General features: G+C 62.9%; 25 protein-coding genes and 1 pseudogene. 18 read left to right on the forward strand and 8 right to left on the reverse strand.

Features of this window, described 5'->3' with window-relative positions; genetic code table 11:
- Positions 1-200: 200 nt before the first annotated feature.
- Positions 201-746, reverse strand: coding sequence for a putative natural product biosynthesis protein (locus ATH90_RS15755; protein ID WP_034106340.1), 546 nt, complete (start codon positions 744-746; stop codon positions 201-203).
- A gap of 62 nt (positions 747-808) precedes the next feature.
- Entirely contained in the window at positions 809-1,192 is a 384-nt protein-coding gene (locus ATH90_RS15760; RefSeq protein WP_034106342.1) for a DUF2946 domain-containing protein, read from the reverse strand.
- 164 nt (positions 1,193-1,356) lie between these two features.
- On the opposite strand from ATH90_RS15760, the gene ATH90_RS15765 reads away from it, so the two are divergent.
- The 3 genes from ATH90_RS15765 to ATH90_RS15775 all read left to right on the forward strand — a co-directional run bounded on the left by ATH90_RS15765 (position 1,357) and on the right by ATH90_RS15775 (position 3,122).
- A complete protein-coding gene (locus ATH90_RS15765; RefSeq protein WP_034106413.1) occupies positions 1,357-1,965 on the forward strand; it encodes an SCO family protein in 609 nt (202 codons plus the stop codon).
- The gene (locus ATH90_RS15770; RefSeq protein WP_034106344.1) at positions 1,965-2,432 is read left to right on the forward strand and encodes a copper chaperone PCu(A)C; all 468 of its coding nucleotides are present in this window, start codon (positions 1,965-1,967) and stop codon (positions 2,430-2,432) included. The genes ATH90_RS15765 and ATH90_RS15770 overlap by 1 nt, the downstream gene beginning before the upstream one ends.
- A gap of 201 nt (positions 2,433-2,633) precedes the next feature.
- Positions 2,634-3,122 (forward strand): HIT family protein, encoded by a 489-nt coding sequence (locus tag ATH90_RS15775; protein WP_098466717.1) that lies wholly within the window; start codon positions 2,634-2,636, stop codon positions 3,120-3,122.
- Positions 3,123-3,344: 222 nt separating this feature from the next.
- Here ATH90_RS15775 and ATH90_RS15780 read toward each other — a convergent pair whose 3' ends face one another.
- Positions 3,345-3,815: a GNAT family N-acetyltransferase gene (locus ATH90_RS15780; protein ID WP_098466718.1), complete on the reverse strand. Its 471-nt coding sequence runs from the start codon at positions 3,813-3,815 to the stop codon at positions 3,345-3,347.
- A gap of 175 nt (positions 3,816-3,990) precedes the next feature.
- On the opposite strand from ATH90_RS15780, the gene ATH90_RS15785 reads away from it, so the two are divergent.
- Positions 3,991-4,326 carry a hypothetical protein gene (locus tag ATH90_RS15785; RefSeq protein ID WP_034106350.1) on the forward strand — a complete coding sequence of 112 codons (336 nt, stop codon included), beginning with the start codon at positions 3,991-3,993 and terminating at the stop codon, positions 4,324-4,326.
- On the opposite strand, the gene ATH90_RS15790 is transcribed toward ATH90_RS15785, so the two are convergent.
- The gene (locus tag ATH90_RS15790; protein WP_098466719.1) at positions 4,316-5,929 is read right to left on the reverse strand and encodes an ATP-binding response regulator; all 1,614 of its coding nucleotides are present in this window, start codon (positions 5,927-5,929) and stop codon (positions 4,316-4,318) included. The genes ATH90_RS15785 and ATH90_RS15790 overlap by 11 nt on opposite strands.
- Positions 5,930-6,043: 114 nt before the next feature.
- Between ATH90_RS15790 and ATH90_RS15795 the strand changes: the two genes are divergently transcribed.
- A complete protein-coding gene (locus tag ATH90_RS15795; RefSeq protein WP_034106355.1) occupies positions 6,044-6,646 on the forward strand; it encodes a LuxR C-terminal-related transcriptional regulator in 603 nt (200 codons plus the stop codon).
- Here the strand turns inward: ATH90_RS15795 and ATH90_RS15800 are convergent.
- Positions 6,643-7,077 (reverse strand): GNAT family N-acetyltransferase, encoded by a 435-nt coding sequence (locus ATH90_RS15800; RefSeq protein ID WP_098466720.1) that lies wholly within the window; start codon positions 7,075-7,077, stop codon positions 6,643-6,645. The two genes, ATH90_RS15795 and ATH90_RS15800, sit on opposite strands and share 4 nt — an antisense overlap.
- A 139-nt stretch (positions 7,078-7,216) precedes the next feature.
- On the opposite strand from ATH90_RS15800, the gene ATH90_RS15805 reads away from it, so the two are divergent.
- Genes ATH90_RS15805 through argE form a run of 4 tightly spaced genes read left to right on the forward strand, consistent with a single transcriptional unit; the run spans position 7,217 to position 10,815 of the window.
- Positions 7,217-8,548, forward strand: coding sequence for a flavin-containing monooxygenase (locus ATH90_RS15805; protein WP_371919475.1), 1,332 nt, complete (start codon positions 7,217-7,219; stop codon positions 8,546-8,548).
- A gap of 26 nt (positions 8,549-8,574) precedes the next feature.
- On the forward strand, positions 8,575-8,985 hold the full coding sequence (locus ATH90_RS15810; RefSeq protein WP_098466721.1) for a RidA family protein: 411 nt from the start codon (positions 8,575-8,577) through the stop codon (positions 8,983-8,985).
- A 10-nt stretch (positions 8,986-8,995) separates the two neighbouring features.
- A complete protein-coding gene (locus ATH90_RS15815; RefSeq protein ID WP_098466722.1) occupies positions 8,996-9,673 on the forward strand; it encodes a DUF1028 domain-containing protein in 678 nt (225 codons plus the stop codon).
- The gene (argE, locus tag ATH90_RS15820; protein WP_034106365.1) at positions 9,670-10,815 is read left to right on the forward strand and encodes an acetylornithine deacetylase; all 1,146 of its coding nucleotides are present in this window, start codon (positions 9,670-9,672) and stop codon (positions 10,813-10,815) included. Before ATH90_RS15815 ends, argE begins: the two co-directional genes overlap by 4 nt.
- A gap of 13 nt (positions 10,816-10,828) precedes the next feature.
- Here the strand turns inward: argE and ATH90_RS15825 are convergent, their stop codons facing one another.
- Positions 10,829-11,914: a LacI family DNA-binding transcriptional regulator gene (locus ATH90_RS15825; RefSeq protein WP_098466723.1), complete on the reverse strand. Its 1,086-nt coding sequence runs from the start codon at positions 11,912-11,914 to the stop codon at positions 10,829-10,831.
- Positions 11,915-12,205: 291 nt separating this feature from the next.
- On the opposite strand from ATH90_RS15825, the gene ATH90_RS15830 reads away from it, so the two are divergent.
- From ATH90_RS15830 to ATH90_RS15840, 3 genes are read left to right on the forward strand one after another with little or no spacing between them, the layout of a single operon-like run.
- Positions 12,206-13,537, forward strand: a complete 1,332-nt coding sequence (locus ATH90_RS15830) for an MFS transporter (RefSeq protein ID WP_098466724.1) — start codon at positions 12,206-12,208, stop codon at positions 13,535-13,537.
- Between the two features lie 23 nt (positions 13,538-13,560).
- Positions 13,561-14,547, forward strand: a complete 987-nt coding sequence (locus ATH90_RS15835) for a dihydrodipicolinate synthase family protein (RefSeq protein ID WP_098466725.1) — start codon at positions 13,561-13,563, stop codon at positions 14,545-14,547.
- The gene (locus ATH90_RS15840; protein ID WP_098466726.1) at positions 14,537-15,463 is read left to right on the forward strand and encodes a PfkB family carbohydrate kinase; all 927 of its coding nucleotides are present in this window, start codon (positions 14,537-14,539) and stop codon (positions 15,461-15,463) included. Before ATH90_RS15835 ends, ATH90_RS15840 begins: the two co-directional genes overlap by 11 nt.
- Before the next feature lies 1 nt (position 15,464).
- Here the strand turns inward: ATH90_RS15840 and ATH90_RS15845 are convergent, their stop codons facing one another.
- Positions 15,465-16,376: a LysR substrate-binding domain-containing protein gene (locus ATH90_RS15845; protein ID WP_098466727.1), complete on the reverse strand. Its 912-nt coding sequence runs from the start codon at positions 16,374-16,376 to the stop codon at positions 15,465-15,467.
- 218 nt (positions 16,377-16,594) lie between these two features.
- On the opposite strand from ATH90_RS15845, the gene ATH90_RS15850 reads away from it, so the two are divergent.
- The 3 genes from ATH90_RS15850 to ATH90_RS15860 all read left to right on the forward strand — a co-directional run bounded on the left by ATH90_RS15850 (position 16,595) and on the right by ATH90_RS15860 (position 19,124).
- The gene (locus tag ATH90_RS15850) at positions 16,595-18,010 is read left to right on the forward strand and encodes a purine-cytosine permease family protein (RefSeq protein ID WP_098466728.1); all 1,416 of its coding nucleotides are present in this window, start codon (positions 16,595-16,597) and stop codon (positions 18,008-18,010) included.
- Positions 18,011-18,204: 194 nt separating this feature from the next.
- A complete protein-coding gene (locus tag ATH90_RS15855) occupies positions 18,205-18,696 on the forward strand; it encodes a GNAT family N-acetyltransferase (protein ID WP_098466729.1) in 492 nt (163 codons plus the stop codon).
- Positions 18,697-18,698: 2 nt separating this feature from the next.
- A complete protein-coding gene (locus ATH90_RS15860; protein ID WP_098466730.1) occupies positions 18,699-19,124 on the forward strand; it encodes a GNAT family N-acetyltransferase in 426 nt (141 codons plus the stop codon).
- Here ATH90_RS15860 and ATH90_RS15865 read toward each other — a convergent pair.
- Positions 19,111-19,371, reverse strand: a pseudogene (locus ATH90_RS15865) (GNAT family N-acetyltransferase); the annotation flags it as partial. The gene ATH90_RS15860 and the pseudogene ATH90_RS15865 overlap by 14 nt on opposite strands.
- 158 nt (positions 19,372-19,529) lie before the next feature.
- On the opposite strand from ATH90_RS15865, the gene ATH90_RS15870 reads away from it, so the two are divergent.
- From ATH90_RS15870 to ATH90_RS15880, 3 genes are all read left to right on the forward strand, one after another.
- Positions 19,530-20,042 carry a sigma-70 family RNA polymerase sigma factor gene (locus tag ATH90_RS15870; protein ID WP_069077540.1) on the forward strand — a complete coding sequence of 171 codons (513 nt, stop codon included), beginning with the start codon at positions 19,530-19,532 and terminating at the stop codon, positions 20,040-20,042.
- Positions 20,039-20,989, forward strand: a complete 951-nt coding sequence (locus tag ATH90_RS15875) for a FecR domain-containing protein (RefSeq protein WP_098466731.1) — start codon at positions 20,039-20,041, stop codon at positions 20,987-20,989. Before ATH90_RS15870 ends, ATH90_RS15875 begins: the two co-directional genes overlap by 4 nt.
- A gap of 97 nt (positions 20,990-21,086) precedes the next feature.
- Positions 21,087-23,549, forward strand: a complete 2,463-nt coding sequence (locus ATH90_RS15880; protein WP_098466732.1) for a TonB-dependent siderophore receptor — start codon at positions 21,087-21,089, stop codon at positions 23,547-23,549.
- Positions 23,550-23,606: the final 57 nt, after the last annotated feature.

Below are 23,606 nucleotides of genomic sequence, written 5' to 3' on the forward strand. Positions count from 1 at the left end.
TCCAGAACGTTCGTCACAGTGTGGGAACTGTTGCCGCGTCATCCCTTGACCGCGATCAACGAACAGGCGCGGCATGGCGCCGCACGCCAACCAAGGTGTGTTCGCCCAGGAAATCGGCATGGCCTGGGACGCGGCCGTGACGCTCTACGTCCGAAACCCGATCGCCGTGACGGACGTTGCCGCGAGGGTTCGCCGGCCCCTCAGGGCACCGGCAACCAGCGACCGAACTCACCACGGGCATTCAATGGGCACCAGGCAAAGTCCCACTCCAAGCCTGGCAACGCTTGCTGTTCGGCGCCCGCCAGCGGAGCCCCCTTCCAGTCGAACACCGTTGCTCCCTGCCAGGCCAGGACCACACCCTGGGCCTGGCTGTCATCCGTGTCGACCCAACGCGCGGCTGCCGCTGCCATCAAGGCCTCGATCGGCTCGTCGTCGATCTGCGATCGGTACGACGAGCCCAACAGCCAACGGCAGACATGCAGGTGATAGGTCCAATCCTGTGGCGGCCGATTGCGATAGGCCCAGGTCATGAAGCTGCGAAACAGGTCCAGGCCCTCGGGTGGGTCGAGCTTGAGCAGCGCCGGGCAGATATCGAACAGCGTGTGCCAATAGGGCAACAGGCGTGCATCCAGGTGCACGAAATTGCGGGAATTGCTGGGGTATTCAGGCGGCGCAGGGTCGGCGTGCAGGCGACGGGACGCCTTGCTGACCAGGCGGCGGGCGCCTGCAGGCAACAGGTGGTTCATGAAGCGCACTCACAGTCTTGACGATGGAATGCCTCCCGGTCTCAGGAGGCCCAGGGCATACGTCAGGATGCAGGGGAAGCGCGGGGGTTGGCCGAGGGCCAGGAATAACGCGGCGGCGCCTTGTTGCGTCGCTCATGGCCCGGATGCGGGGGCTTTTCCAGGCCCAGCAGCCAGGCCAGTCCCACCAGGAACACCAACGCGACCGTCAGGGCGTTGCAGACGGGGCAGGTAAAGTAGTTCGAGATGTTGCCGGAGGATGGGCTGCCCAACCCTTTGTCGGAAAGTGGCGGCTGGCTGCCGTCCACCGAACAGAACGACCCGCCGATACCATTGAGTGCCTGGCCCATCATCTGCCCATGCCCCAAACCGCAGACGAACAGGTTCATCAGCACGCAGAAGTACAGGGCCCAGGCGATCAGGGAACGGTCAGGGTGGCTCAATTTCATGGCGGCGACTCTACCACCAGAGCCGCAAAAGGATGAAGCGCCGCATGCCCCTGTGGCAGAACGTCGCAGATTACGTGGCATGGCCAGGGTTGGTAGACTTGGCACCCTCAAAGCCTGATGGTTCGATCCAGAGCACTGCAGGCGTTTCACAGGATGCGCAGTTGATGAGTACGTTATTCACCCGCCGCAAAGTGCTGACCGGTATGGGCCTGCTGGGCCTGGGCAGCCTGCTGGGCGGCTGTGACTACAGCCCCAAGCTGAACTTCAAGTACGGCAAGGACTTGAGCGACAAGATCATGGGTCGCACCTTCAAGCTCAAGAACACCGACGGCGAAACCGTCACCCTGAGCTCCTACCGTGGCCTGATGCCGGTGGTGTTCTTCGGTTTTACCCAGTGCCCCGCCGTTTGCCCGACCACGCTGGCGCGCGCTGCCCAGGCCAAGAAGCTGATGGGCCGCGACGGCGAAATCATGCAGGTGGTGTTTATCACCCTGGACCCGGAACGCGACACGCCGGAGATTCTCGACAAGTACGTCAAGGCCTTCGACCCCAGCTTTGAAGCGCTGTACGGCACCCCGGAAGAAATCGCCGTGGCGGCCAAGGAATTCGGGATCTTTTATGAAAAGATCCCCGCCGGCGACACGTACACACTGTCCCACACCGCCACCAGTTTCGTGTTCGACACCCGTGGCAACCTGCGCCTGGGCCTGCAGGCATCCCTTACCGCTAAAGAGTGCGCAGAAGACCTGCTCACCGTCATGGAGGTCTGCTAATGACTGCCGTTCAACACCTCAAGCACACCCTCATCGGCATGACCCTGCTGGGCCTTGCGGCGCACGCCAGTGCCCAGGTGCAAGTGACCGACGCATGGGTACGCGCCACCGTGCCGGGCCAACCGTCCAGCGGTGCGTTCATGACCGTCACCGCCGACAGCGACAGCACGCTGCTGAGCGTGGCGTCGCCGGTGGCCAAGGACGTGCAGATCCATGAAATGAGCATGAAGGACGACGTGATGCGCATGGGCCCGGTGGACTCGGTGGCCCTGCCGGCCGGCAAGGCCGTGACCCTTGACCCTAATGGTTACCACGTGATGCTGATGGGCCTGACCGGCCAGATCAAGGAAGGCGACCAGGTGCCGCTGACCCTGACCGTGCAGAACGCCAAGGGCGAGAAGCAGGCGATTGACGTGACGGCCCCTGCCCGTGGCCTGGATGGAATGGATCACAGTAAGATGCACTGAGGTGTGCTGTGGTGAGCGGGCTTGCGCCGCTCACCACAGAACTCCGACGGGGCCTCGTCCAAAGGCAATGACACTTCGCCAATTCCTCCGGCGTTTGCTCGCTATCCAGCAGGCATGTACCACGAGCAATCGCTCAATCCACACTAAACAGCTTCTGCCCTATGCGGGTATTCTGCCGCCACCACGCTAAGGGATACACCAATGCAGATCGACCCTGCCTTTGTGCTTCACGAAACCCGACACTGGCTGCTCAACCACCATTTGACTTCCGCATTGCCCGGTTACCTGATGCTGGGCGCCAAGGCGCCGATCCACTCCCTGGCTGACATGTCGGAAGCGGCGCTGGCCGAACTGGGTGGTTTGCTGGCGACGACTCAGCGGGTGATGGAGGCGCAGTTGGAACCGAAGTGGCTGTACATCAGCCGGTATGGGCACATGCCGGGATTCCCGCTGCACTTTCATTTCATCCCTGTGTACGACTGGGTGGAGGAAGCGTTCTGGCGCGATGAGCGCTATCGGTTGCTGCAAGCCTTTGGCGCACAGGGCCAGGCGCAGGCATTGACCGATGGGGCCGAGTTGACCCTGTTTGTGTGGCGGGAGTTTGGGGAAAGCGCAACACCGCCGCAGGTTGAGGGAAAACCAGTCCATCAGGTGATCGCGCAATTGCGGGCGGCTTTTCGCTCGCGGTGAGACTTCCACAGTTGAGCTTCGTCGTGGCTCAAATTTGCGTCTACAAAGCAGATCTTCTGTGGGAGCTGTCGAGCTTTAGCGAAGCTGCGATAGCGGTGGGTCAGGCTACAGCAATGCCGGTCGGCACTCCGCTATCGCAGGCAAGCCAGCTCCCACAGTTGATCTTTGTCTCGGCTCAAATTCTGCCGATAAAGCAGCTCCCACCTGCCAAGCATTGCTCAATCAGGCATCCAGGTGTTTTTTCATCGGGACACAGGCCAACTGCAAGCCCGATGGCGAGTGATACATCGCCTGCTCGTCGCCCACATAACCGCGCGCCCGATAGAAACTGGCCGCATTCAACGTCGAGTCCAGCACCAACGTTGACATGTCCAGCTCACGCGCCAGGTCCTCCAGAAAGGCCAGCATCGCCTTGGCATAACCGCGCCCGGTGTGATCCGGCAACACAAACAGCGCGCCCACTTCGTTATTGGCCAAGTCGAGCATTCCGGTAGCTACCGCCTCGCCGTTCACCCACCCCAGGTAAAACGGTTGATCCATCAGGGCGCCATAACCGTCTTCGGCTTTACCCCGCGTCCACAGCATCATTTGCTCGGACGTGTAGGCGCCGATGCATTGGCCGCGGATGGCCTGCAAGCGGATGTCGAATGCCACTTGGGCATCCGCGGGGGTGGCGCGTCTTATCTCCAGCATTTGACTCTCCCTACATGAAATCATCGTGCCACTAGCACACTTGTGCTAATCGACCCCTCGTCCCTGCGGCGCTATATTCCACGGCACTTCCAACGTTCCCAAGACACCGCGCATTCATTGCGCGAGGGGTCGTTGCGCGCTGGAAAAACCCTAACAACCCCAAGGAAGAATCACCATGAAACTGCAACCCTCCGTTACCCGCCTCGCACTGCTGGCCACCCTGATCATCGGCGTCGCCGGCTGCAGCAATGTCAAACCCAGCGAAGACCACCTCAAGACCCTGTCGGAAACCAACCTGGGCGAGCCGGTCAAGCGTATCTCCAATGTGCGCAGCGACTCGATGACCACCTACTACATCGCCAGCGCCGCGTCCGGTGAATACAACTGCTCCGTGCCCAGTGGCGCCAGCGGTGGCCTGTTCACGGTGGCCAGTTTTGGCCTGATGAAGCCTGCCGCGTACTGCCAGCCCAAAGGCGCACGGGGCAACGCACTGCAGGGTTTCACCCAGTAACCGTCTCTTGGCTCAGGTCCCGCAAGGTCCCGCGCAGTTCAGCGGGACGCACCGGCTTGGAGAGAATGGCGATCTGACGGTTATGCAAGGCGGCCTGGATTTTCTCCACATCATGCCCGGTGAGGATCAGTGCCGGAACCGCCCAACCGCGCTGTTCCCGCAGGGCATCGATGCATTCGATACCGGTGGCGTGGTTACCCAAGTCATAGTCGGCGACGATGATGTCGCAGTCGCTGACCAGATCACGCCCCGACGACTCAGCCTGCACCTCGCAGCCCCAGCGCTCCAGCAGCGCCTGGGTAGCGAGCAGTACGTTGTGGTCATCCTCCACCAGGCACACCTTCAAACCGGTGAGCAGCCCGGCCTGGCGCGTATCGTCGCGCGGTGCCATTGCGCGCGGCGCGGTGGCCAGGGTCAGGCCATGCAGGCTCACGGAGGTGCCGTGGCCAACCCGAGAACGCAGGCTCACTTGCACGCCCATCGACTGCCCCAGGCGCTTGACGATAGACAGCCCCAGGCCCACGCCTTCGACGTCTTTGTCTCGCAGGTGGCGTACCCGATAAAACTCCTCGAAGACCTTGGACAGATGCTCCTCGGCAATCCCCCGGCCCCGGTCATGAATCTCCACCGCCAAGCCGCCGTCGCGTATGCGCACGCCGATCAGTACGGGGCGGTGCGCGCCATATTTAAAGCAATTGGACAGTACGTTCTGCACCATGGTCGCCAACAGCGCCGGGTCGACCAGCACCCAATGTGCACACGGCCGCAGGCGCAGTTCCACGCCGGCCCAGCGCGCGGCCTCGGCGTTCTGGCGCACCAGGTCGGCAAGGAATTCGCCCAGGTGCACGGCCTGGTATTTGGGCAGCAGGCGACCGTTGTCGAGGGTGTAGAGGTCAAGAATCGAGCGGAACAATTGCGACACGTTAAGCAACGATCGGTCGATGTTGTCCACCAGGCGCCGTTCTTCATCGCCCAACCGGGCTTCGCGCAGGCACGCAGTGAACAGGCCGATGGAGTGGATGGGCTGGCGCAGGTCATGGCTGGCCTGGGCGAGAAAGCGGGATTTTTCCAGGTTGGCCGCAATGGCTTGCTCGGACGCCTTGCGCGTGCGCTCCAGCAGGATATGCGCGTACACCGGGATCACCGTGCTGGTGATCATCAGCATCAGCACCATGAAGGGTTGCGCCTGCCAGACCGGCGTGAGCCGATACACCACCAACAGCGCCAGCAACGCCAATGCAGTGGCGATCGCCAGGTAGCGCGAGCCATAGCGCATGCCGTTGCCCAGGTTGACCCACACCATCACCGCATACAGCGGCAGTGCGGCTTCGCCACCGATCACCATGCCGAACGAGGTGCCGGTGTAGTCGTGGAGCATGCCGAGGATCCGCCGCGCCGGGTAATGCCCGGGCCACCGCGCGATCACCTGGCGCAGCGCGATGGAAGCCAACAGGAACAGCACGATATAGAGGATCACCGGCAGATAGGTGTCCACCGACTGTCCGGGCAGGAAGCACAGCGTGCCGATGTACACGATAGCGATGGTGGCCACCACGATGCGCAGGTTGGCCTGGTCGAGTTCGGAGTTGGTCTCAAGACTCATGGTTTACGTCCTTGTGCGGCAATCAACAAATCCATCATGCGCCACAGGCAGGCCTCGTGCGCGGTGGTAAGGTAGCATGCCACGACACACCGCTGCCCCAGGGAGGAGCACCCCATGACCGGCCGCATCATCATCGCCGATGATCACCCGATGTTTCGCGAGGGCATGCTGCGCACTGTGCAGCGCCTGCTGCCGGATGCCCTGGTGCAGGAAGCCGGCGACCTCGATGGCGTGCGCGCGCTGATCCACGAGGGCAGTGAGATCGACACGCTGATTCTCGACCTGCGCTTCCCCGGCCTGACCTGCATGAGCCAACTGGCCGAACTGCGCCAGCAGTTACGGCGCACCACGCTGATCGTGGTGTCGATGGTGGATGACCCGGCGCTGATCGATCAGGTGATGGCCCTGGGCGCGGACGGCTTCATCGGCAAGAACATTGCTCCCGACGAGATCGGCCAGGCGTTGCTCGCCATCCGCGACGGTGAAGTGCTGGTCAAGTTCGCGCCATCAGGCCTGCTGCCGCTGGACACCCACACCCTCACCGCCCGCCAGCAGGACGTGCTGCGCCTGATCGCCCAGGGCAAGACCAACAAGGAAATCGCCAAGGCCCTGGATATTTCGCCGTTTACCGTGCGTATCCATGTGTCGTCGCTGTTGCGCACCCTGGATGTGCCTTCGCGGGCCGCGGCCGCGGTGAAGTATTCCGGGGAGTTCTAGGCGTTTTCATCGCCGGGGCGGGTGAAGGAATAGCGGTCGATATCGGTGCGCAGATGCCAGCCCTGGCCTTGCCAATAGCGGGCGGCGCGAGTGTTGGTCTTGAACACGTCGAGGTGGCATTTGTGGATGCCCAGTTGCGCCAGCGCATCAAGGCAGCGTTGCGTCAACGCCTGCGCAATACCCTGGCGGCGATACTCCGGCAGCACCAGCAAATGCTGCAGGTAACCACGACGCCCGTCATGGCCGCACATCACGCAGGCAATCAACTGGCCTTCGGCTTCGGCGACAAAACTCATGCCGGGGTTGCGTGCCAGGTAGCGCTCGGTGGCATCGCGGGAGTCGGCGTCGCGCAGGGAGATGCCGGGGGTGCCTTGCATAAGGGTGAGGACGGCGTCGTAGTCGGTCAAGGTCATCACGCGGATGTGGAACATGGGCTGGGCCTGGCTGGAATGGCCAGGCAGATTGGCACATTTTTGTGACGCGCCACAGCGCTCTGCATCCGATATTTATGCTCACTTCACAGCTTAATAATATTTTATTAATAACCGCCCTCCCCCTAGCCTTGAAGTCATGCCAACGCTGAATCCAACTGCATTACGCAAGGACAGAGACATGACTGAAGCACTAACAAAAACAGACACCCTGGTGGTGGGCGCCGGTCAGGCTGGCGTGGCCATGAGCGAACACCTGAGCAAGCAAGGCGTGCCGCACCTGGTGCTGGAGCGCAGCCGCATCGCCGAGCGTTGGCGCACCGGCCGCTGGGATTCTCTGGTGGCCAACGGTCCGGCCTGGCATGACCGGTTTCCCGGCCTGGAATTCGATACGGTCGCGCCGGACGGCTTTGCGCCAAAAGAACGCGTGGCCGATTACTTTGAAGCCTATGCCCGCAAGTTCAACGCACCGATCCGTACCGGCGTCGACGTGCTGTCCGTGGTCCGCAATGTCGGCCGTCCCGGCTTCACCGTGCACACCAGCGAAGGCGTGATCGAAGCCAACCGAGTGGTTGCCGCAACCGGGCCGTTCCAGAAGCCGGTCATTCCGGCCATCGCGCCGAAGGACACGGTGCTGCACCAGATCCACTCCGCCGATTATCGCAACCCTGCGCAACTGCCGGCCGGCGCCGTGCTGGTGGTGGGTGCAGGTTCGTCCGGCGTGCAGATCGCCGATGAATTGCAACGATCCGGGCGCCAGGTATACCTCTCGGTCGGGGCGCACGATCGTCCGCCGCGCGCCTACCGCAACCGCGACTTCTGCTGGTGGCTGGGCGTGCTGGGCGAATGGGACCAGGCGGCAATGAAGCCCGGCCGCGAGCACGTGACCATTGCGGTCAGCGGCGCACACGGCGGCAAGACCATCGACTTCCGTGAACTGGCCCAGCAAGGCATGACCCTGGTTGGCCTGACCCAGGCATTCAATGGCAACGTCGCCTCGTTCCAGCCGAACCTGGTGGAAAACCTCGCACGCGGCGATGAGAACTACCTGGCCCTGCTGGACGCCGCCGATGCCTATATCGAGCGCAACGGCCTGGACCTGCCGCTGGAACCCGAAGCCCGCCGGGTGTTTCCCGACGCAGACTGCATCAAAAACCCGATCCTGGAATTGGACCTGGCCAAGGCCGGTGTCACCTCGATCATCTGGGCCACGGGTTTCGCTGTGGACTACAGCTGGTTGAAAGTCGCTGCGTTTGACGCGGCCGGCAAGCCCCAGCACCAGCGTGGCGTGTCCAGCGAAGCCGGGATCTACTTCCTCGGCCTGCCGTGGCAATCGCGCCGTGGCTCGTCGTTTATCTGGGGTGTCTGGCACGACGCCAAATACGTCGCCGACCACATCGCCATCCAGCGTCAATACCTTGAATACCGCAACGCCGCCCCGGTGGCTCGCCCCTCCACTGTCAGCGCCTGATCACCTTATTTACCGGAGTTTTTCTGATGCCTACTCACACTCGCATCCGCATGTTCAACACCAAGGAAACCTACCCCAACCAGAGCCTGGACAACGACCTGTGCCAGGCTGTGCGCGCCGGCAATACCGTGTACGTACGCGGCCAGGTGGGCACCGATTTCGAGGGAAACCTGGTTGGCCTGGGTGACCCGCGCGCCCAGGCCGAGCAAGCGATGAAAAACGTCAAGCAACTGCTGGAAGAAGCCGGCAGCGACCTCAGCCACATCGTCAAGACCACCACCTACCTGATCGACCCGCGCTACCGCGAGCCGGTGTACCAGGAAGTCGGCAAGTGGCTCAAGGGCGTGTTCCCGATCTCCACAGGCCTGGTGGTGCCGGCCCTCGGCCAGCCGCAATGGCTGATGGAAATCGATGTGATCGCCGTTATTCCCGAGTAAGGAGCCGCACATGACTTTTTCAATCGTCGGCCGCTGCGCCGATACCGGCCAGTTGGGCATTGCCATCAGCTCATCGAGCATTGCCGTGGGCGCGCGCTGCCCGTGGCTGCGGCCGGGTGTGGGGGCGGTGTCGACCCAGAACATCACCTTGCCGGCCCTGGGCCCGGACGTGCTTGACCTGCTGGAACAAGGCCTGGCACCCGCCGAGGCCATCGACACGGCCCTGACTCGCAACGGCTATAGCCAGTACCGGCAGTTGACGGCGATTGATCACCTGGGTCGCAGTGTGCATTTCAGCGGCAGCGAAACCCTCGGTACCCACAACGCGGTGTCGGGCGAGCAGTGCGTGGCGGCGGGCAACATGCTTGCCGATCGCGCCGTGATCGAGGCAATGGTCGGCGCCTTCGAGCACGGTGAAGGCCAATTGGCGGACCGGCTGCTGGCAGCGATGCATGCCGCCATTGCCGCCGGGGGCGAAGCCGGCCCGGTGCATTCCGCCGCGCTCGTGGTGGTGGGCGAACTGACCTGGCCGATTATCAACCTGCGGGTGGATTGGGCCGATGAACAGCCGATACTCGCGCTGCAAAAGCTTTGGGACGCCTATCGCCCACAAGTGCAGGACTACATCGATCGCGCCCTCGCCCCGGATCGCTCGCCCGGCTACGGCGTGGCCGGAGACGACCGATGAGTGCCAGCCGCGACCTGCTGCAGACACTGGTGGGGTTCGATACCACCAGCCGTGAGTCCAACCTGCAACTGATCGAGTTCGTGCATGATTACCTGGCAGGGTTTGGCGTGGCCTGCGAGCGAGTCTATAACCCAGAGCGCAGCAAGGCCAACCTGTTCGCCAGCATTGGCCCCGTAGACACACCGGGCATTGTGCTGTCGGGCCATACCGATGTGGTGCCGGTAGACGGCCAACCCTGGACAGTGCCGCCGTTCGCGTTGACCGAACGCGACGGCAAGCTGTTCGGCCGGGGCACCGCCGACATGAAAGGCTATATCGCCTGCGTCTTGGCGCTGGTGCCGGCATTGGTCGAGGCACCGCTGCGGATGCCGGTGCACATCGCCCTGTCGTATGACGAAGAAGTCGGTTGCCTGGGCGTGCGCTCGCTGCTCGCGGTCCTGGAGCAACGCCCGGTCAAACCCATGCTGTGCATCATCGGCGAACCGACCGAACTCAAGCCGGTGCTTGGCCACAAGGGCAAGCTGGCGATGCGCTGTGATGTGCACGGCGAGGCCTGTCATTCGGCCTATGCGCCGTATGGCGTGAATGCCATCGAGCATGCGGCAGACCTGATCAATGAACTGGGACACATCGGGCAGCGGTTGCGAGCCATCCAGGACCCCCGCTTTGATCCGCCCTTCAGCACGGTCCAGACCGGTGTGATCAGCGGGGGCAAGGCGCTGAATATCGTGCCGGCAGACTGCCAGTTTGATTTCGAAGTGCGTGCGCTGCCGTCACAGGATCCGGCCGAGGTGGCTGAGGCGCTCAAGGCTTACGCCGCGCAGCAGGTGTTACCGCGCATGCAAGCCGTGAGTGCGCAGAGTGCGATCCGCTTTACCGAGTTGTCGGCGTACCCCGGGCTGGTCACGGATGAGCGCAGCCAGGCCGCGCAGTTGATTGCAGCGTTCTGTGGCTCGCGAGAATTCGGCACCGTGGCGTTTGGGACCGAAGGCGGCCTGTTCGATGCGGTGGGCATTCCCACGGTGGTGTGCGGGCCGGGCAGCATGGACCAGGGGCATAAGCCGGATGAGTTCGTCAGCGTGGCACAGCTGCAAGGCTGCGATGCCATGTTGCAACGGCTACTCGTGGCGGTTGCTGGCTAACGCATCCAGGCGTTCATGACAGGGTCGGCGTTGGCGCGATGCCCGTCGACCCGCGCTCGATCAACTGCACTTCCAGCATCGGGGGGCCGTCACAGGCGCGCCCCGCCAGGCGTTCGATCAAGTACTGCGCCGCCATTTCGCCTATCTGCCGATCCGGCACCCGGACTGTCGTCAACGCAGGATGGCTATGGGCAGCGATCTCGATGTCGTCGAACCCACAGATGGACAGTTGGCCGGGCACGGCGATGCCCAGTGCCTGGGCTTCCAGCAGCGTGCCGAAGGCAAGCATGTCATTGCCGCAAATGATCGCGGTGGGCGGCGGTTGCTGGCTCATGATGTGTTTGAGGCTGGCGCGGGCGAAGGCCACGCGGCCCTCGTTGAGGCTCTCGGTGCGGATTGCCTGGTGCTGGGGCCGCAGGGCAAGCCCTTGCTCGGCGAGCGTGGCGTGCACCGCTTGCAGGCGGGCGTGAATCCGGCCGTTGTCGGCCACCGACTGGAAAATGATGCCAAACCGTTGGTGCCCCAACGCCAGCAGGCGCCGGGTAATCATTGCGTAGGCTTGCCCATGGTCAAACCCGGCACAAGGGTGTCGCGAGCCGGCGCGCTTGCCAAAGGTGACCACGTAAGGCGTGCCTTTGGCCTCCAACTGCTCAAAGAGCGCGTCGGGATAATCGTCGCCCAGCAACGCCAGCGCATCGACGCCGCGCGCCAACATCCCCCTGGCCTGCCGATACCCCTCGGCCGGATCGTAGGATGAGCATGCGACAAACACTGCCAACCCTTGCGCCCCCAAGCGATTCTGGAACGCCTGCAACTGCTGGTGGAATTTTTCATGCTCCAGTGTCGGCACAATCGCGCCAATGGTGTACGAGCGCCTTGACACCAGGGACCGCGCCGCCGCGTTGGGCACCCAGTCCAGTTGGTCGATGGCCGCTCGGACCTTGGCGCGGGTTTTCTCGCTGACACGCTGGGGCTCGTTCAAATAGCGCGAGACCGTCGCGGTGGACACCTTGGCGACGCGGGCAACGTCGGCCAATACCGGTTCCTGGGTCGCAAGGTGATGAGGAGTATCGAGGGTCGGGGCGTCTGGGGCAGGCATGAGCGGCTTCAGGTCAAAAGTAAGCGTTGCGCACAACCTAAGCCGGGCAGCTTTTGCCGTCAACGAATCGTTGACAGCCAGCGAGCCTGAAACCTAGGATGTAAGCGCTAGACAAAAACAAAAAAGACCCTTAGACCCTGCCTAAACTGGTCATTAACTGTTACAGCTAAAGCGTCTGGCGAACCTAACAACGGATATGACAAACGGTTACATAACGCTCTGCGCCAACCTGTAAGCAGGCCATCGCGCAGGCATGCACAAGCGCTCAAAACAATAAAAAGAGACATGATCATGAGCCAGACTTCTGCACACCCGGTTGCGCCACCGCGCATTCGGCGCCAACAAACCCTCGCCCTCAGCCTCCTGGTGCTCAGCGGCATCATCAATTACCTCGACCGTGGCACCCTGGCTGTCGCCAATGAATTCGTGCGCGCCGACCTGGGCCTGTCGCTTGGCGAAATGGGCATCCTGCTCTCGGCGTTCTCTTGGAGCTATGCACTGTGCCAGCTACCGGTCGGCGCCCTGGTAGACCGGGTCGGGCCGCGTTGGCTGCTGGGCGGCGGCCTTGTGCTGTGGTCCCTGGCCCAGGCGGCTGGCGGCCTCATGTCGAGCTTTGGCTGGTTCGTCCTGGCCCGCGTGCTGCTGGGTATTGGCGAGTCGCCGCAATTTCCTTCTGCCGCGCGGGTAGTCAGCAATTGGTTTCCTCTGCGTGCTCGCGGCACCCCGACCGGGATCTTCAACTCGGCGTCGCCGCTGGGCATTGCCCTGGCGCCGTTGTGCCTTTCGGCGTTGATCGCGGCACTCGACTGGCGCTGGGCGTTCTATCTCACTGGCGCCGCGGGCCTGGTAGTGGCGGTGGTCTGGCTGGCGGTGTACCGCGACCCGGTCAAGGAGGCCCTGACCGAGGAAGAGCGTCGTTATTTGTACAGTGATGAGCCCACGCCGCACATCGTCGCCCCCAAGGTCACGTTTGCCGACTGGCGCTCGCTGTTCGGCCATGCGACGACGTGGGGCATGATGATCGGCTTCATGGGGTCGGTGTACTTGAACTGGGTCTACCTCACCTGGTTGCCTGGCTACCTGCGCACGGCCCGGCACATGAGCCTGGAGATGACGGGCGTGGCCGCTGCCATTCCCTTTCTTTGTGGTTTTATCGGCGCACTGGTCGCCGGCTGGGTGTCCGACCGCATCACCCGGCGCAGCGAAACCGCCGTACTGGGGCGTCGTAATGCCATGGTCGTGGCGATGCTGGGCATGGTCGTCTTCACTGTCCCGGCGGCGCTGGTAGACAGCAACGTGATCGCCGTGGCCTGCATTTGCGTGGTGATCTTCCTGGCCAATGCCTCCTCGGCCTGTGCCTGGTCGCTGGCCACGGCAGTGGCGCCGGCTAATCGCGTGGCATCGCTGGGTTCGATCCAGAACTTCGGCGGCTTCCTGGGTGGCGCGCTGGCGCCCATCCTGACTGGGTTCATTGCCCAGACCTGGTCATTTGTACCCGCACTGCTCACCGGAGCCGCCATCGCATTGGTGGGCGCCATGTCTTACCTGTTCCTGGTCCGCAACCCCATCCCCGACACCGCGTCAACGCCGTTGGCCGATGCCACCGTGGCGGCTCATCCATGAACATTTACCCAGAGGACTCCTCCATGCCACACGCCGCCCAACCTGTCATCGAAGGCATCGTCCCGGTGATGCTCACGCCTTTCGACGACGCCGGCAAAATCGACTTCCCCGGCGTCGACCGCCTGATCGAATGGTACCTGGGCCATGGCTGCGACGCTTTGTTCGCGGTGGCCCAGTCCAGCGAGATGCAGTGGCTCAGCCTTGAGGAGCGCACCCAGCTTGCCCGGCACGTCGTACAAAAGGTCGCGGGGCGGGTTCCCGTGGTCGTCTCCGGCCACATCAGCGACAACCTCGACACTCAGGTCCACGAACTCAATGCAATGGCTGCCAGCGGCGCTGACGCGGTGGTGCTGGTCACCAACCACCTCGACCCACAAGGCCAGGGCACCCCTGTGTTCCTGGATAACCTGCACTACCTGCTGGCCCGGCTGCCGGAAGACTTGCCACTGGGCCTCTATGAATGCCCGGCGCCTTATCGACGCCTGCTCAGCGATGAAGAACTGCAAGCCTGCATCATCAGCGAGCGCTTCATCATGCTCAAGGACGTGAGCTGCGACCTGCACGTGGTCACTCGGCGCGTTGCCATGGCCCGTGGCTCATCCCTACGCATACTCAACGCCAATGCGGCGATCGCCTGGGACGCCATGAAAGCCGGGGCTGCCGGCTTCAATGGTGTGTTTACCAACATTCACCCGGACCTCTACCGCTGGCTACGCCTGGAAAGCGCGCGTGACCCGCAACTCGCCGAGGAGCTCGCGACTTTCCTGGTGCTGGCCGCCACCACGGAAAGCCTGGGCTACCCTGCCCTGGCCAAAATCTATCACCAGCGTATCGGCACCTTTGCTTCCATCCACTGCCGAGTGATCGACTACGACGTCAGGGAGCGCTATTGGGCGCTGGATGCCGTGCTCGATAAACTCGTCGCGGGCACGGAACACTTCCGCGCCAGGATCCGTGCGCTCGATACGGCGCAGGGCCCCCTTGCGGGAGAGCGGCTGCATGTCGGATAAGCGCGTGATTTGTGTGGGCTGCGCGGTGTGGGACACCATTTTCAGCATCGATCACATCCCGCTGCGTGGCGGCAAGATCCTGCCGCGCCAGGCGATCCAAGCCGCCTCCGGGATGGCGACGGCCGCTGCGTTCAGCATCGCGCGCCTGGGCGGCCCGGTGACCCTCTGGGCACGCATCGGTGACGACACCACCGGCAGGATGTTCATCGACAGCCTGAGCGGGTCCGGCGTTTCCACCGCGTGCATTCGGCAGGTTCCCGAGGGCCGTACCCCGTTTTCGACCATCCTGGTGGACCGCGACGGCGAGCGCCTTGTGGTGCCCTACATCGATCCCTCACTGGACACCGACCCCACCTGGCTGCCGCTCAACGACATCGCCGGGGCCGCTGCGGTACTGGCCGACATGCGCTGGGTAGAAGGCGCTCGCGCGGCGCTGACCGAGGCCCGACGGGTGGGGGTACCGACTGTCCTGGATGCTGATGTCGCCGCCGTGGAAGACCTCAAGGCCCTGATGCCCTTGGCCGACCACCTGCTGTTTTCAGAACCGGCGCTGCGTTTGCTGGCCGACAACGCCAAGCCCGAAGACGCGCTGCTGGCCCTGGCGCCCCACACGGACGCCAAGGTGATCGGCGTCACCCTGGGCGAGCGCGGCTCATTGATCTGGCAGCGGGATGTTTCGAGCACCGAGGTGCAGCACTTTCCGACACCGCGCATTCGCGCCGTCGACACCCTCAACGCCGGCGATGTCTGGCACGGCACCTACGCCTATGGCCTGGCCCACGGCTGGGCCCTCGCCGACAGCGTGCGCGCAGCGAGTGTTGCCGCCGCGATGAAATGCGAGGTATTTGGCGGGTACCTGGGCGCACCGCGCATGGCAGAGCTGGTCAGGCGCATGGCCAGCACCTACCGGCCTTGAGTCAGCCGAGCAAGCGGGCGAGTTCTTCGCGGCAGTAGTCGACGAACAACTGCACCGGCTTGGTCAACGGCGCGCGCCGCAACCAGACCGCCGACAAGCCTGAACCCGTGACCGTTTCTGCCAGCGGCACGCACACCACTGTCTGGCCGTCATAGGTGTACTCGGTAAACGGCTTGGTCACCAGGATCGAAAACCCGAAGCCCCGGCCCACCATGCCACGCACCATCTCGATCGATGGTGAGCTGAACACAATATTCGGCGTCAGCCCGCGCTCTTCGAAGATGCTCACGAAGTAGGTGCGGCTGGGCAGCACGTCGAGCAAAATCATCGGCTCCAGCACCAGATCCGCCAACGACACCTTGGCCTGCTGCGCGAAGCGGTGATCCGCCGGCAACAGCGCATAAGGCTGCTGCGGCGGCATCAGCGGCGTGGTTTCGATGGTGCCGCCCAAGTCGTGCTCAAAGAGCATCGCTACGTCGATACTGCCCGCCGTCAGTGCTTGCACCAGCTCCTGCTGCTCGCCATCGCGAATCCGGATCTCCACCCCCGGCCAGCGCGCCTTGAAGCCGGCGATCAAGCGCGGCAGGTACAGCGGCGCCACCGTTTCAAAGCAGCCGATATCGATCTGCCCCGCCACCACGTCATTGTCCGCCAGAGCGTTTTGCTCGAACTCATGGGCCACCCGCAACAGCTCCAGCGCCTTGCGATAGAAACGCGCGCCGCTGGGAGTGAGCGACACCCCCTGGGCGTGATGACGAATAAACAGCTGCACACCAAAGCTGTCTTCCAGTTGCTTGATTGCCGTGGACACCGACGGTTGTGCGATATACAGCTTGCGCGAGGCCTCGGCGACGCTGCCGCATTCGGCCGTGGTAACGAAATATCTGAGTTGGCGCAGATTATAGGCAGCCATCGGGGCCTCCAGAAACGTGGGACTTCGCCCGCAAGACAGGTGTAGGCAACATACCGGAGCGCGCCGGAGCGCGAGCTATATTTTTTAAGGTCTATAGCAACAAACTTACTAATTTACCTCCCCGCGCCCATTGCAGATGATCACTCCAACAACAAAGCGCCGCGCAGGTGGCGCACAGCGAAGTACGTCAACGTACTCACCTTGCCTTGGAGCTCGTCATGGTTACCACTGCAACATCCTCCGCCCCGCTTATCGAAAAACACACGATTGGATACGTGCCCCCGGAAGATCGCCATGGAAAGGTAAGGGACCTGTTCACCCTGTGGTTCGGCGGCAATATCGCGCCGTTGCCGATCGTCACCGGTGCACTGGGTGTGCAACTGTTTCACCTCAACCTGGTGTGGGGCATTGTCGCCATCCTCGTTGGCCATTTGGTCGGCGGTGTGTTGATGGCGCTGCACTCGGCCCAGGGTCCGCAAATGGGCATCCCGCAAATGATCCAGAGCCGCGCCCAGTTCGGCTCCCTCGGCGCCCTGCTGGTGGTGGTGATTGCGGGTGTCATGTACGTGGGTTTCTTTGCGTCCAACATCGTGCTGGCGGGTAAATCCTTGCACGGTGTGGTCGACGCCGTGCCCGTACCGGTGGGCATTGTGATCGGTGCCATCGGCTCCGGAATCATCGGCATCATCGGCTACCGCTTCATCCACGTGCTCAACCGCATCGGCACCTGGGTGCTGGGCGCCGGGATCGTGCTGGGGTTTGGCTATATCTTTACCCACGTGCAGACCACGGACTTCCTGACTCGCGGTGAATTCAACATCTCCGGTTGGCTGGCGACGGTGTCCCTGGCGGCGCTGTGGCAAATCGCATTCGCGCCCTACGTCTCCGACTACTCGCGCTACCTGCCGGCCGACGTGCCGGTAGCGTCCACCTTCTGGACCACCTACCTCGGCTCGGCCCTGGGCTCGAGCCTGTCGTTCATCTTCGGCGCCGTCGCCGTCCTCGCCACGCCGATCGGCATGGACACCATGGACACGGTCAAACTCGCCACCGGCGCCATCGGCCCGTTGATGCTGGTGCTGTTCCTGCTCAGCGTGATCAGCCACAACGCCCTCAACCTGTACGGCGCAGTGCTGTCGATCATCACCCTGATACAGACCTTCGCGTACCGCTGGATTCCAACGGCCAAAAGCCGTGCAGTGATTTCGATCCTGGTATTGGCGGCCTGTGCGATTGCAGCCGTGTTCGCCTCGAAAGACTTCATCGGCCACTTCGTCGACATGGTGCTGGTGCTGCTGGTGGTCCTGGTGCCGTGGACAGCGATCAACCTGATCGACTTCTATGCAATCCATAAGGGCAAGTACGACATTGCGTCAATCTTCCGCGTGGATGGCGGGATTTACGGGCGGTATAACCCGCAGGCGCTGCTGGCGTATGCGGTGGGCATCGTGGTGCAGATTCCGTTCATGAATACACCGCTGTATGTGGGCCCGATCTCGGAGCACATCAACGGGGCGGATTTGTCCTGGGTGGTGGGGTTGGTGGTGACGTCGCCGTTGTACTTCTGGCTGGCGAGTCGGGACAGTGCGTATAAGCGCCGGATGGAGGGTGGGAAGTGGGTGGCTGGCGTGTGATCCGCCTGCCAAGGTCTGAGCTGCCTTGAGTGGCAAGAAAACCCGCCTAGGCGGGTTTTCTGGTTTTTGAATGATCAGCCACACGCCCCCTGGTTGTGGGAGGATGGGTTGTTGTGGCGAGCGGGGATTAGTGGTGCTCGTCGTAGAGGTTTGTCTATGATGTGGCCTTTCGCTAAACGCCCCAGGAAACGCCCATGCCCGCCCTCACCTTGCGCAACGCCATCCCCGCCGACGCCGCGCGTTGCTTTGACATCGAGATCACTGCCTACGAAGGCGACGAAGCCGCAACGCTTGAGAAGATTGCCACGCGCATTGCACAGTACCCCCAAGGCTTCTTGATCCTGGAAGCCGAAGGCGAAGTGGTGGGTTTTATCAACTGCGGTTGCGCCCATGAGGTGGTGATGTCGGACGAGGCGTTCAAGGAGTTGGTGGGTCACTCGGCCGAGGCGCCGAATGTGGTGATCATGTCGGTGGTGGTCGACCCGCTGCATCAGGGCAAGGGCTACTCCACGTTGCTGATGAACGAATTCGTGCAGCGCATACGCGCGATGGGCAAGCACACGATTCACTTGATGTGCAAACAACGGCACGTGCCATTGTACGAACGCATGGGCTATGACTATGTGCGACCTTCGCCATCGGACCACGGTGGCATGGCGTGGCATGAGATGGTGATGGCACTCTGAAGATGAACACGCCACCCATTGAAATCAGCGACCAGCCCAACGCCGAGGCCGAGCGTATTCTTGGCAGCGGGTTGGCCGCGTTCAACGAAAGCATCACCGGCTACAACGATCGCCGGCCGCTGACAGTACTGATCAAAGACCCTGATACGCATCAGATTGTCGGCGGCATCACCGGTAAAACCACGCTGGGCATGGCTTTCCTCGACCTCTTCCACCTGCCCGAACACCTGCGTGGTTCTGGCTTGGGCAGTCGCCTGTTGCAAGCGTTCGAAGACGAGGCTCGCCGCCGAGGGTGCCGCAGCGCGGTGCTGTATACCCTCAGCTTCCAGGCGCCAGGATTCTATGAAAAGCACGGCTGGATAAAATTCGGGGAATTGCCCTGTGAGCCAGAAGGCAGCAGCCGGGTGTTTCTGTCTAAACCGCTGTGAACGCCAGCGCTGTGCCGAACAAGCGGTTCTCATGGGTGTCGCCCTGGAAGCTGTACCTCGGCGAACCGAGCAACGCGTACCCACGCCTGGGGTAACACCCCAGCGCTCGCTCATTGCCCACCCATGCCGTCGCCCACAGCAACCAAGCGCCACCGAGTACCGCAGGTTGTTCCGCCATTTGTAGCAGTTGATAGCCGATACCCTGGCCGGTGAAGCGCTCCTGGATCGACAGGCGCTGCAACTCGGCGCCCCTCCACACGGTGCCCTGCTCAGCTATCAGCCGAGATGATCTCTACGACCACCACAGCCCCGATAGCAAACCAATATCATTTGCGCGCAGCCCGACGCTTTGCTTTAATCGCGACCAATTCTTATTTACACGCTTTTTTTGGCTGGACGGGCAGTGTGTCGACCTCTTTTACTCACCTCTACGGCACTCATCACAGTTGGCTGCTCGGCCTGCTACGCCGGCGCTTGAGCGATCGTTGGGATGCCGCCGACCTGGCCCACGACACGTTTATCCGCATTCTCAGCCGCCCGCTGGCCGAGACTGACCCCGTCCGCCAGCGCTCCTACCTGGCCACCATCGCTCGCGGGCTGTGCATTGACCATTGGCGCCGGCGCCAGCTCGAACGCGCCTGGCTGCAAACCCTGGCCGAGCGGCCTCAAGCGCTGCAACCGTCGCCGGAGCAACGGGCGATCATCGTCGAGACGCTGGTGGAGGTGGATACCATGCTCGCGCGCCTGCCGAAAAAAGTCAGCGAAGCGTTCCTGCTCGCCCAGTTGCATGGCCTGCCCTACAAGCAGATCGCCGAGCAGCTTGGCGTGGGTGAGCGCATGGTCAAGAAGTACATGGCCCAGGCCCTGTTGCATTGCGCGATCCTGGAAGCCGAACTCGACGGGCTGCTGGTGCAATGAACACCCCCGGCAAGCTCAGTCACGCCAGCCTGGAGCAGGCCGCGCAATGGTATGTACGCCTGCAGGACCAGGCCAGCGCAGTGGAGCAACTGCGCTGGCAAGCCTGGGTCGCGCAAAACCCCGAACACCAGGCGGCCTGGCAGTATGTGCAGCGCGTGAGCCAGCGTTTTGCACCGCTGCAGGAACAGGCACAGTGTGCCAGCCGCGCCTTGCGCAGTTCGCGGCGCCAGACGCTCAAGACCCTGCTGGTGCTGTGCGGCGGCTCGGCGCTGGCCTGGGGCAGCTGGCGCAATACCGCCCTGCCCCGGCTGGTGGGCGGCTGGAGCGCAGACTATGCAACCACCCGCGGCGAAACCCGCGATGCGTTGCTGGCCGATGGCAGCCATGTATGGCTGAACACGTTGAGCGCGCTGGATGTCCGTTTTGATGCGACGCAACGGTTGCTGCTGCTGCGCTTTGGCGAGGTGTTGATCGACACGGCCAAGGACGCCAGCCGGCCGTTCCTGGTCGACACCGAACACGGACGCATGCAAGCGCTGGGCACCCGTTTCAGCGTGGTGCAAGACGACGATCAGACCCAGCTCAATGTCTTCGAAGGTCGGGTGCAAGTCACCCCCCAAGACCGGCAGGTGCGCATCATCGAAGCCGGCCAGCAAGTCTCCTTCACCCGCGACGGCTTCAAGCCCACTATGCCCGCCTCCCCGGCGCGCGAGGCCTGGAGCCGAGACGTGCTGCTGGCGGACAACTTGCCACTCGGTCAGTTGATCGCCGAACTCAACCGTTATCGCCTGGGCCACCTGGGGTGTGACCCGGCCGTGGCGCAGTTGCCGGTGATGGGTTCGTTCCCGCTCAAAGACAGCGATCATGCCCTGCACCTGCTGCAGGCGGCACTGCCGATTCGGGTCGACCGGCCGTTGCCGTGGTGGGTATCAGTCGGGCCGCAATAAAAACCTTCAACCGCCAGTTCCCTTTTTCAACCCTCGTTCGGTTAACCCAGCAGACGTTTTCAATTCGCCGATCGATTTGATCCAAAGGGAACCCTCCATGTCGCACCCTGCTTGCTTCGCGCTGCGCCCATTGGCGCTGGCCACTTCGCTATTCTGCCTCGGCGCGCCGATGGTGCAGGCCGCCGACTCGCCTTCGACCCAGGAAGCCGCACGCGCTTATCGCATCGCCGCCGGCTCGCTGGTCAGTGTGTTGAACAGCTTCGCCGAACAGTCGGGCATTTTCGTCGCCGGCCACAACAGCCTCGCCGCGGGCAAGACCAGCGCCGGCCTGAACGGCAGCTACACCCCAGCGGCCGGCTTGCAGCGCCTGTTGCAGGGCAGCGGCCTGCAAGCCCTGCCCCAAGGCAACAATGGCTACGTGCTGGAGCTGATCCCGGCCAACACCGGTGCGCTGGAGCTGGGCGCCACCACGATTTCCGGCCAGGACCTGGGCGCCATCACCGAAGACACCCACGCCTACACCACCGGCTCCATGGCCTCGGCCACCGGCCTGCCGCTGTCGATGCGTGAAACCCCGCAGTCGGTGACGGTGATCACCCGCCAGCAGATGGACGACCAGGGCACCAACAACATCGCCGACACCCTGCGCCGCGCCCCCGGCGTGAGCGTGCAGAACTACGACAGCGAGCGCTGGGAGTTCTCCAGCCGTGGCCTGCCGATCACCAACTTCCAGTACGACGGCGTCAATTCCACCTACGACGGTGTGTATGACTACGGCACCACCAGCACCGACATGGCCGTGTATGACCACCTGGAAATCATCAAGGGATCGGCCGGCCTGATGAGCGGCTCCGGCGACCCTTCGGCGACCGTCAACCTGATCCGCAAAAAGCCCACGGCGGCATTCAAAGCCTCGGTGACCCAGACCTTCGGTTCCTGGGACAACTACCGCACCGAAGGTGATATCTCCGGCCCGCTGACCGAGTCCGGCAATGTGCGCGGACGTTTTGTCGGCGTGTACCAGGACCGCCAGTCGTACCTGGACCACTACCAGAACACCAAGGACATTGCCTACGGCATCCTTGAAGCCGACCTCACACCCGATACCCTGCTGACCTTCGGCATCGACCAGCAGGACACCCGCTCCCGGGGCGCCAGCTGGACCGGTTTCCCGATGTACTTCAGCGATGGCTCGCGCACGAACTTCTCGCGCTCGTTCAACCCGGCCGCCGACTGGAGCCGTCGCGACTTCAACAACCAGACAATCTTCGCCTCGGTGCAGCAGACGCTGGCCAATGACTGGTCGCTCAAGGTCAGCCTCGACCGCAAGCGCAGCCAGCACGACACCCTGCTCGCCTCTGCCAGTGGCGGCAACCCGGACCCGGTCAGTGGCCAGAACATGTACATGTTCATGGGCAAGTACAAGGGCGATCAGGTGCAGAACACCCTGGACGTCAACCTCAGTGGGCCGTTCGGCCTGTTCGGCCGTGAGCACGAATTGATCATGGGCTTCATGGCCACTCGCTCGAAACAGGATGTGCCGGTGTACGGCTCGGTCTACCCGCCCGTGGGCGGCAGCATCTTCGACTGGCAAGGCGAATACGCCAAACCGGACATCCCGCGCAGTGGCCAGAACGATATCGTGCAGCGCCAGACGGGCGCCTACCTGGCCACGCGCCTGAAACCTACCGATGACCTGTCGGTGATCCTTGGCACCCGCGTGAGTAATTTCAGCGGCGCCGACACCACCAATTTCTACGACCCAGCCAAGCCCGACAACCGCACCCGCTACCACCAGGGCGGCGTCGTCACGCCGTATGCCGGGATCGTCTATGACCTCGACGACACCTGGTCGGTGTACACCAGCTACACCCAGATCTACCGCCCGCAAACCAGCAAGGATGCCGACCGCAAGCTGCTTGACCCCATCGAAGGCGACACCTACGAGGCCGGGATCAAGGCCGCGTTCTACGACGGCCGCCTGAACGCCAGCTTCGCGGCGTTCCGCATCGAGCAGGACAATGTCGCCGAGTACGTCTCGGGTTTCGAGACCGACTCGGTGTATCGCCCGATTGCCGGTGCGACCACCAAAGGGTTCGAGGCAGAACTGTCGGGTGAGGTGCTGGACGGTTGGAACATCTCCGCGGGCTACACCTACCAGCACACCCGCGATGCCAATAATGGCTACGTGTACAGCTCGGTGCTGCAAACCACTACGCCACAACAGGTGGTGCGCCTGTTCAGCACCTATCGCCTGCCCGGCGCACTGGAGAATGTCACCGTGGGCGGCGGCGTGAACTGGCAGAGCGAGTTCTTCGGCAACGTGTTCCAGCCCAACCCGGGCGACACGGTCAATTTCGGCCAGTACGCACGCATCACCCAAGACAGTTACTACCTGGTGGACCTGATGGCGCGCTACCGCTTCAACGAACACCTGAGCACCACGCTGAACGTGAAGAACCTGTTCGATAAAAAGTATTACACCGGCCTGGGCAACTTTGGCACCGGTTTCTACGGTGAACCCCGCAGCCTGCAACTGGCGACCAAATGGGACTTCTGAGCTGACGGCAGTGGCGGTCTGTGCAATGATCCCTTCACTCGCTCAAGGGAGGGACCC

The sequence above is a fragment of the Pseudomonas lurida genome (genome assembly GCF_002563895.1).
In the GTDB taxonomy this organism is placed as follows: domain Bacteria; phylum Pseudomonadota; class Gammaproteobacteria; order Pseudomonadales; family Pseudomonadaceae; genus Aquipseudomonas; species Aquipseudomonas lurida.

Bases quoted from the DNA above. Each gene is read 5' to 3' on its own strand.
- ATH90_RS15755 (WP_034106340.1), bottom strand. From the start codon at position 746: ATGAACCACCTGTTGCCTGCAGGCGCCCGCCGCCTGGTCAGCAAGGCG.
- ATH90_RS15760 (WP_034106342.1), bottom strand. From the start codon at position 1,192: ATGAAATTGAGCCACCCTGACCGTTCCCTGATCGCCTGGGCCCTGTAC.
- ATH90_RS15765 (WP_034106413.1), top strand. From the start codon at position 1,357: ATGAGTACGTTATTCACCCGCCGCAAAGTGCTGACCGGTATGGGCCTG.
- ATH90_RS15770 (WP_034106344.1), top strand. From the start codon at position 1,965: ATGACTGCCGTTCAACACCTCAAGCACACCCTCATCGGCATGACCCTG.
- ATH90_RS15775 (WP_098466717.1), top strand. From the start codon at position 2,634: ATGCAGATCGACCCTGCCTTTGTGCTTCACGAAACCCGACACTGGCTG.
- ATH90_RS15780 (WP_098466718.1), bottom strand. From the start codon at position 3,815: ATGCTGGAGATAAGACGCGCCACCCCCGCGGATGCCCAAGTGGCATTC.
- ATH90_RS15785 (WP_034106350.1), top strand. From the start codon at position 3,991: ATGAAACTGCAACCCTCCGTTACCCGCCTCGCACTGCTGGCCACCCTG.
- ATH90_RS15790 (WP_098466719.1), bottom strand. From the start codon at position 5,929: ATGAGTCTTGAGACCAACTCCGAACTCGACCAGGCCAACCTGCGCATC.
- ATH90_RS15795 (WP_034106355.1), top strand. From the start codon at position 6,044: ATGACCGGCCGCATCATCATCGCCGATGATCACCCGATGTTTCGCGAG.
- ATH90_RS15800 (WP_098466720.1), bottom strand. From the start codon at position 7,077: ATGTTCCACATCCGCGTGATGACCTTGACCGACTACGACGCCGTCCTC.
- ATH90_RS15805 (WP_371919475.1), top strand. From the start codon at position 7,217: ATGCCAACGCTGAATCCAACTGCATTACGCAAGGACAGAGACATGACT.
- ATH90_RS15810 (WP_098466721.1), top strand. From the start codon at position 8,575: ATGCCTACTCACACTCGCATCCGCATGTTCAACACCAAGGAAACCTAC.
- ATH90_RS15815 (WP_098466722.1), top strand. From the start codon at position 8,996: ATGACTTTTTCAATCGTCGGCCGCTGCGCCGATACCGGCCAGTTGGGC.
- argE (WP_034106365.1), top strand. From the start codon at position 9,670: ATGAGTGCCAGCCGCGACCTGCTGCAGACACTGGTGGGGTTCGATACC.
- ATH90_RS15825 (WP_098466723.1), bottom strand. From the start codon at position 11,914: ATGCCTGCCCCAGACGCCCCGACCCTCGATACTCCTCATCACCTTGCG.
- ATH90_RS15830 (WP_098466724.1), top strand. From the start codon at position 12,206: ATGAGCCAGACTTCTGCACACCCGGTTGCGCCACCGCGCATTCGGCGC.
- ATH90_RS15835 (WP_098466725.1), top strand. From the start codon at position 13,561: ATGCCACACGCCGCCCAACCTGTCATCGAAGGCATCGTCCCGGTGATG.
- ATH90_RS15840 (WP_098466726.1), top strand. From the start codon at position 14,537: ATGTCGGATAAGCGCGTGATTTGTGTGGGCTGCGCGGTGTGGGACACC.
- ATH90_RS15845 (WP_098466727.1), bottom strand. From the start codon at position 16,376: ATGGCTGCCTATAATCTGCGCCAACTCAGATATTTCGTTACCACGGCC.
- ATH90_RS15850 (WP_098466728.1), top strand. From the start codon at position 16,595: ATGGTTACCACTGCAACATCCTCCGCCCCGCTTATCGAAAAACACACG.
- ATH90_RS15855 (WP_098466729.1), top strand. From the start codon at position 18,205: ATGCCCGCCCTCACCTTGCGCAACGCCATCCCCGCCGACGCCGCGCGT.
- ATH90_RS15860 (WP_098466730.1), top strand. From the start codon at position 18,699: ATGAACACGCCACCCATTGAAATCAGCGACCAGCCCAACGCCGAGGCC.
- ATH90_RS15875 (WP_098466731.1), top strand. From the start codon at position 20,039: ATGAACACCCCCGGCAAGCTCAGTCACGCCAGCCTGGAGCAGGCCGCG.
- ATH90_RS15880 (WP_098466732.1), top strand. From the start codon at position 21,087: ATGTCGCACCCTGCTTGCTTCGCGCTGCGCCCATTGGCGCTGGCCACT.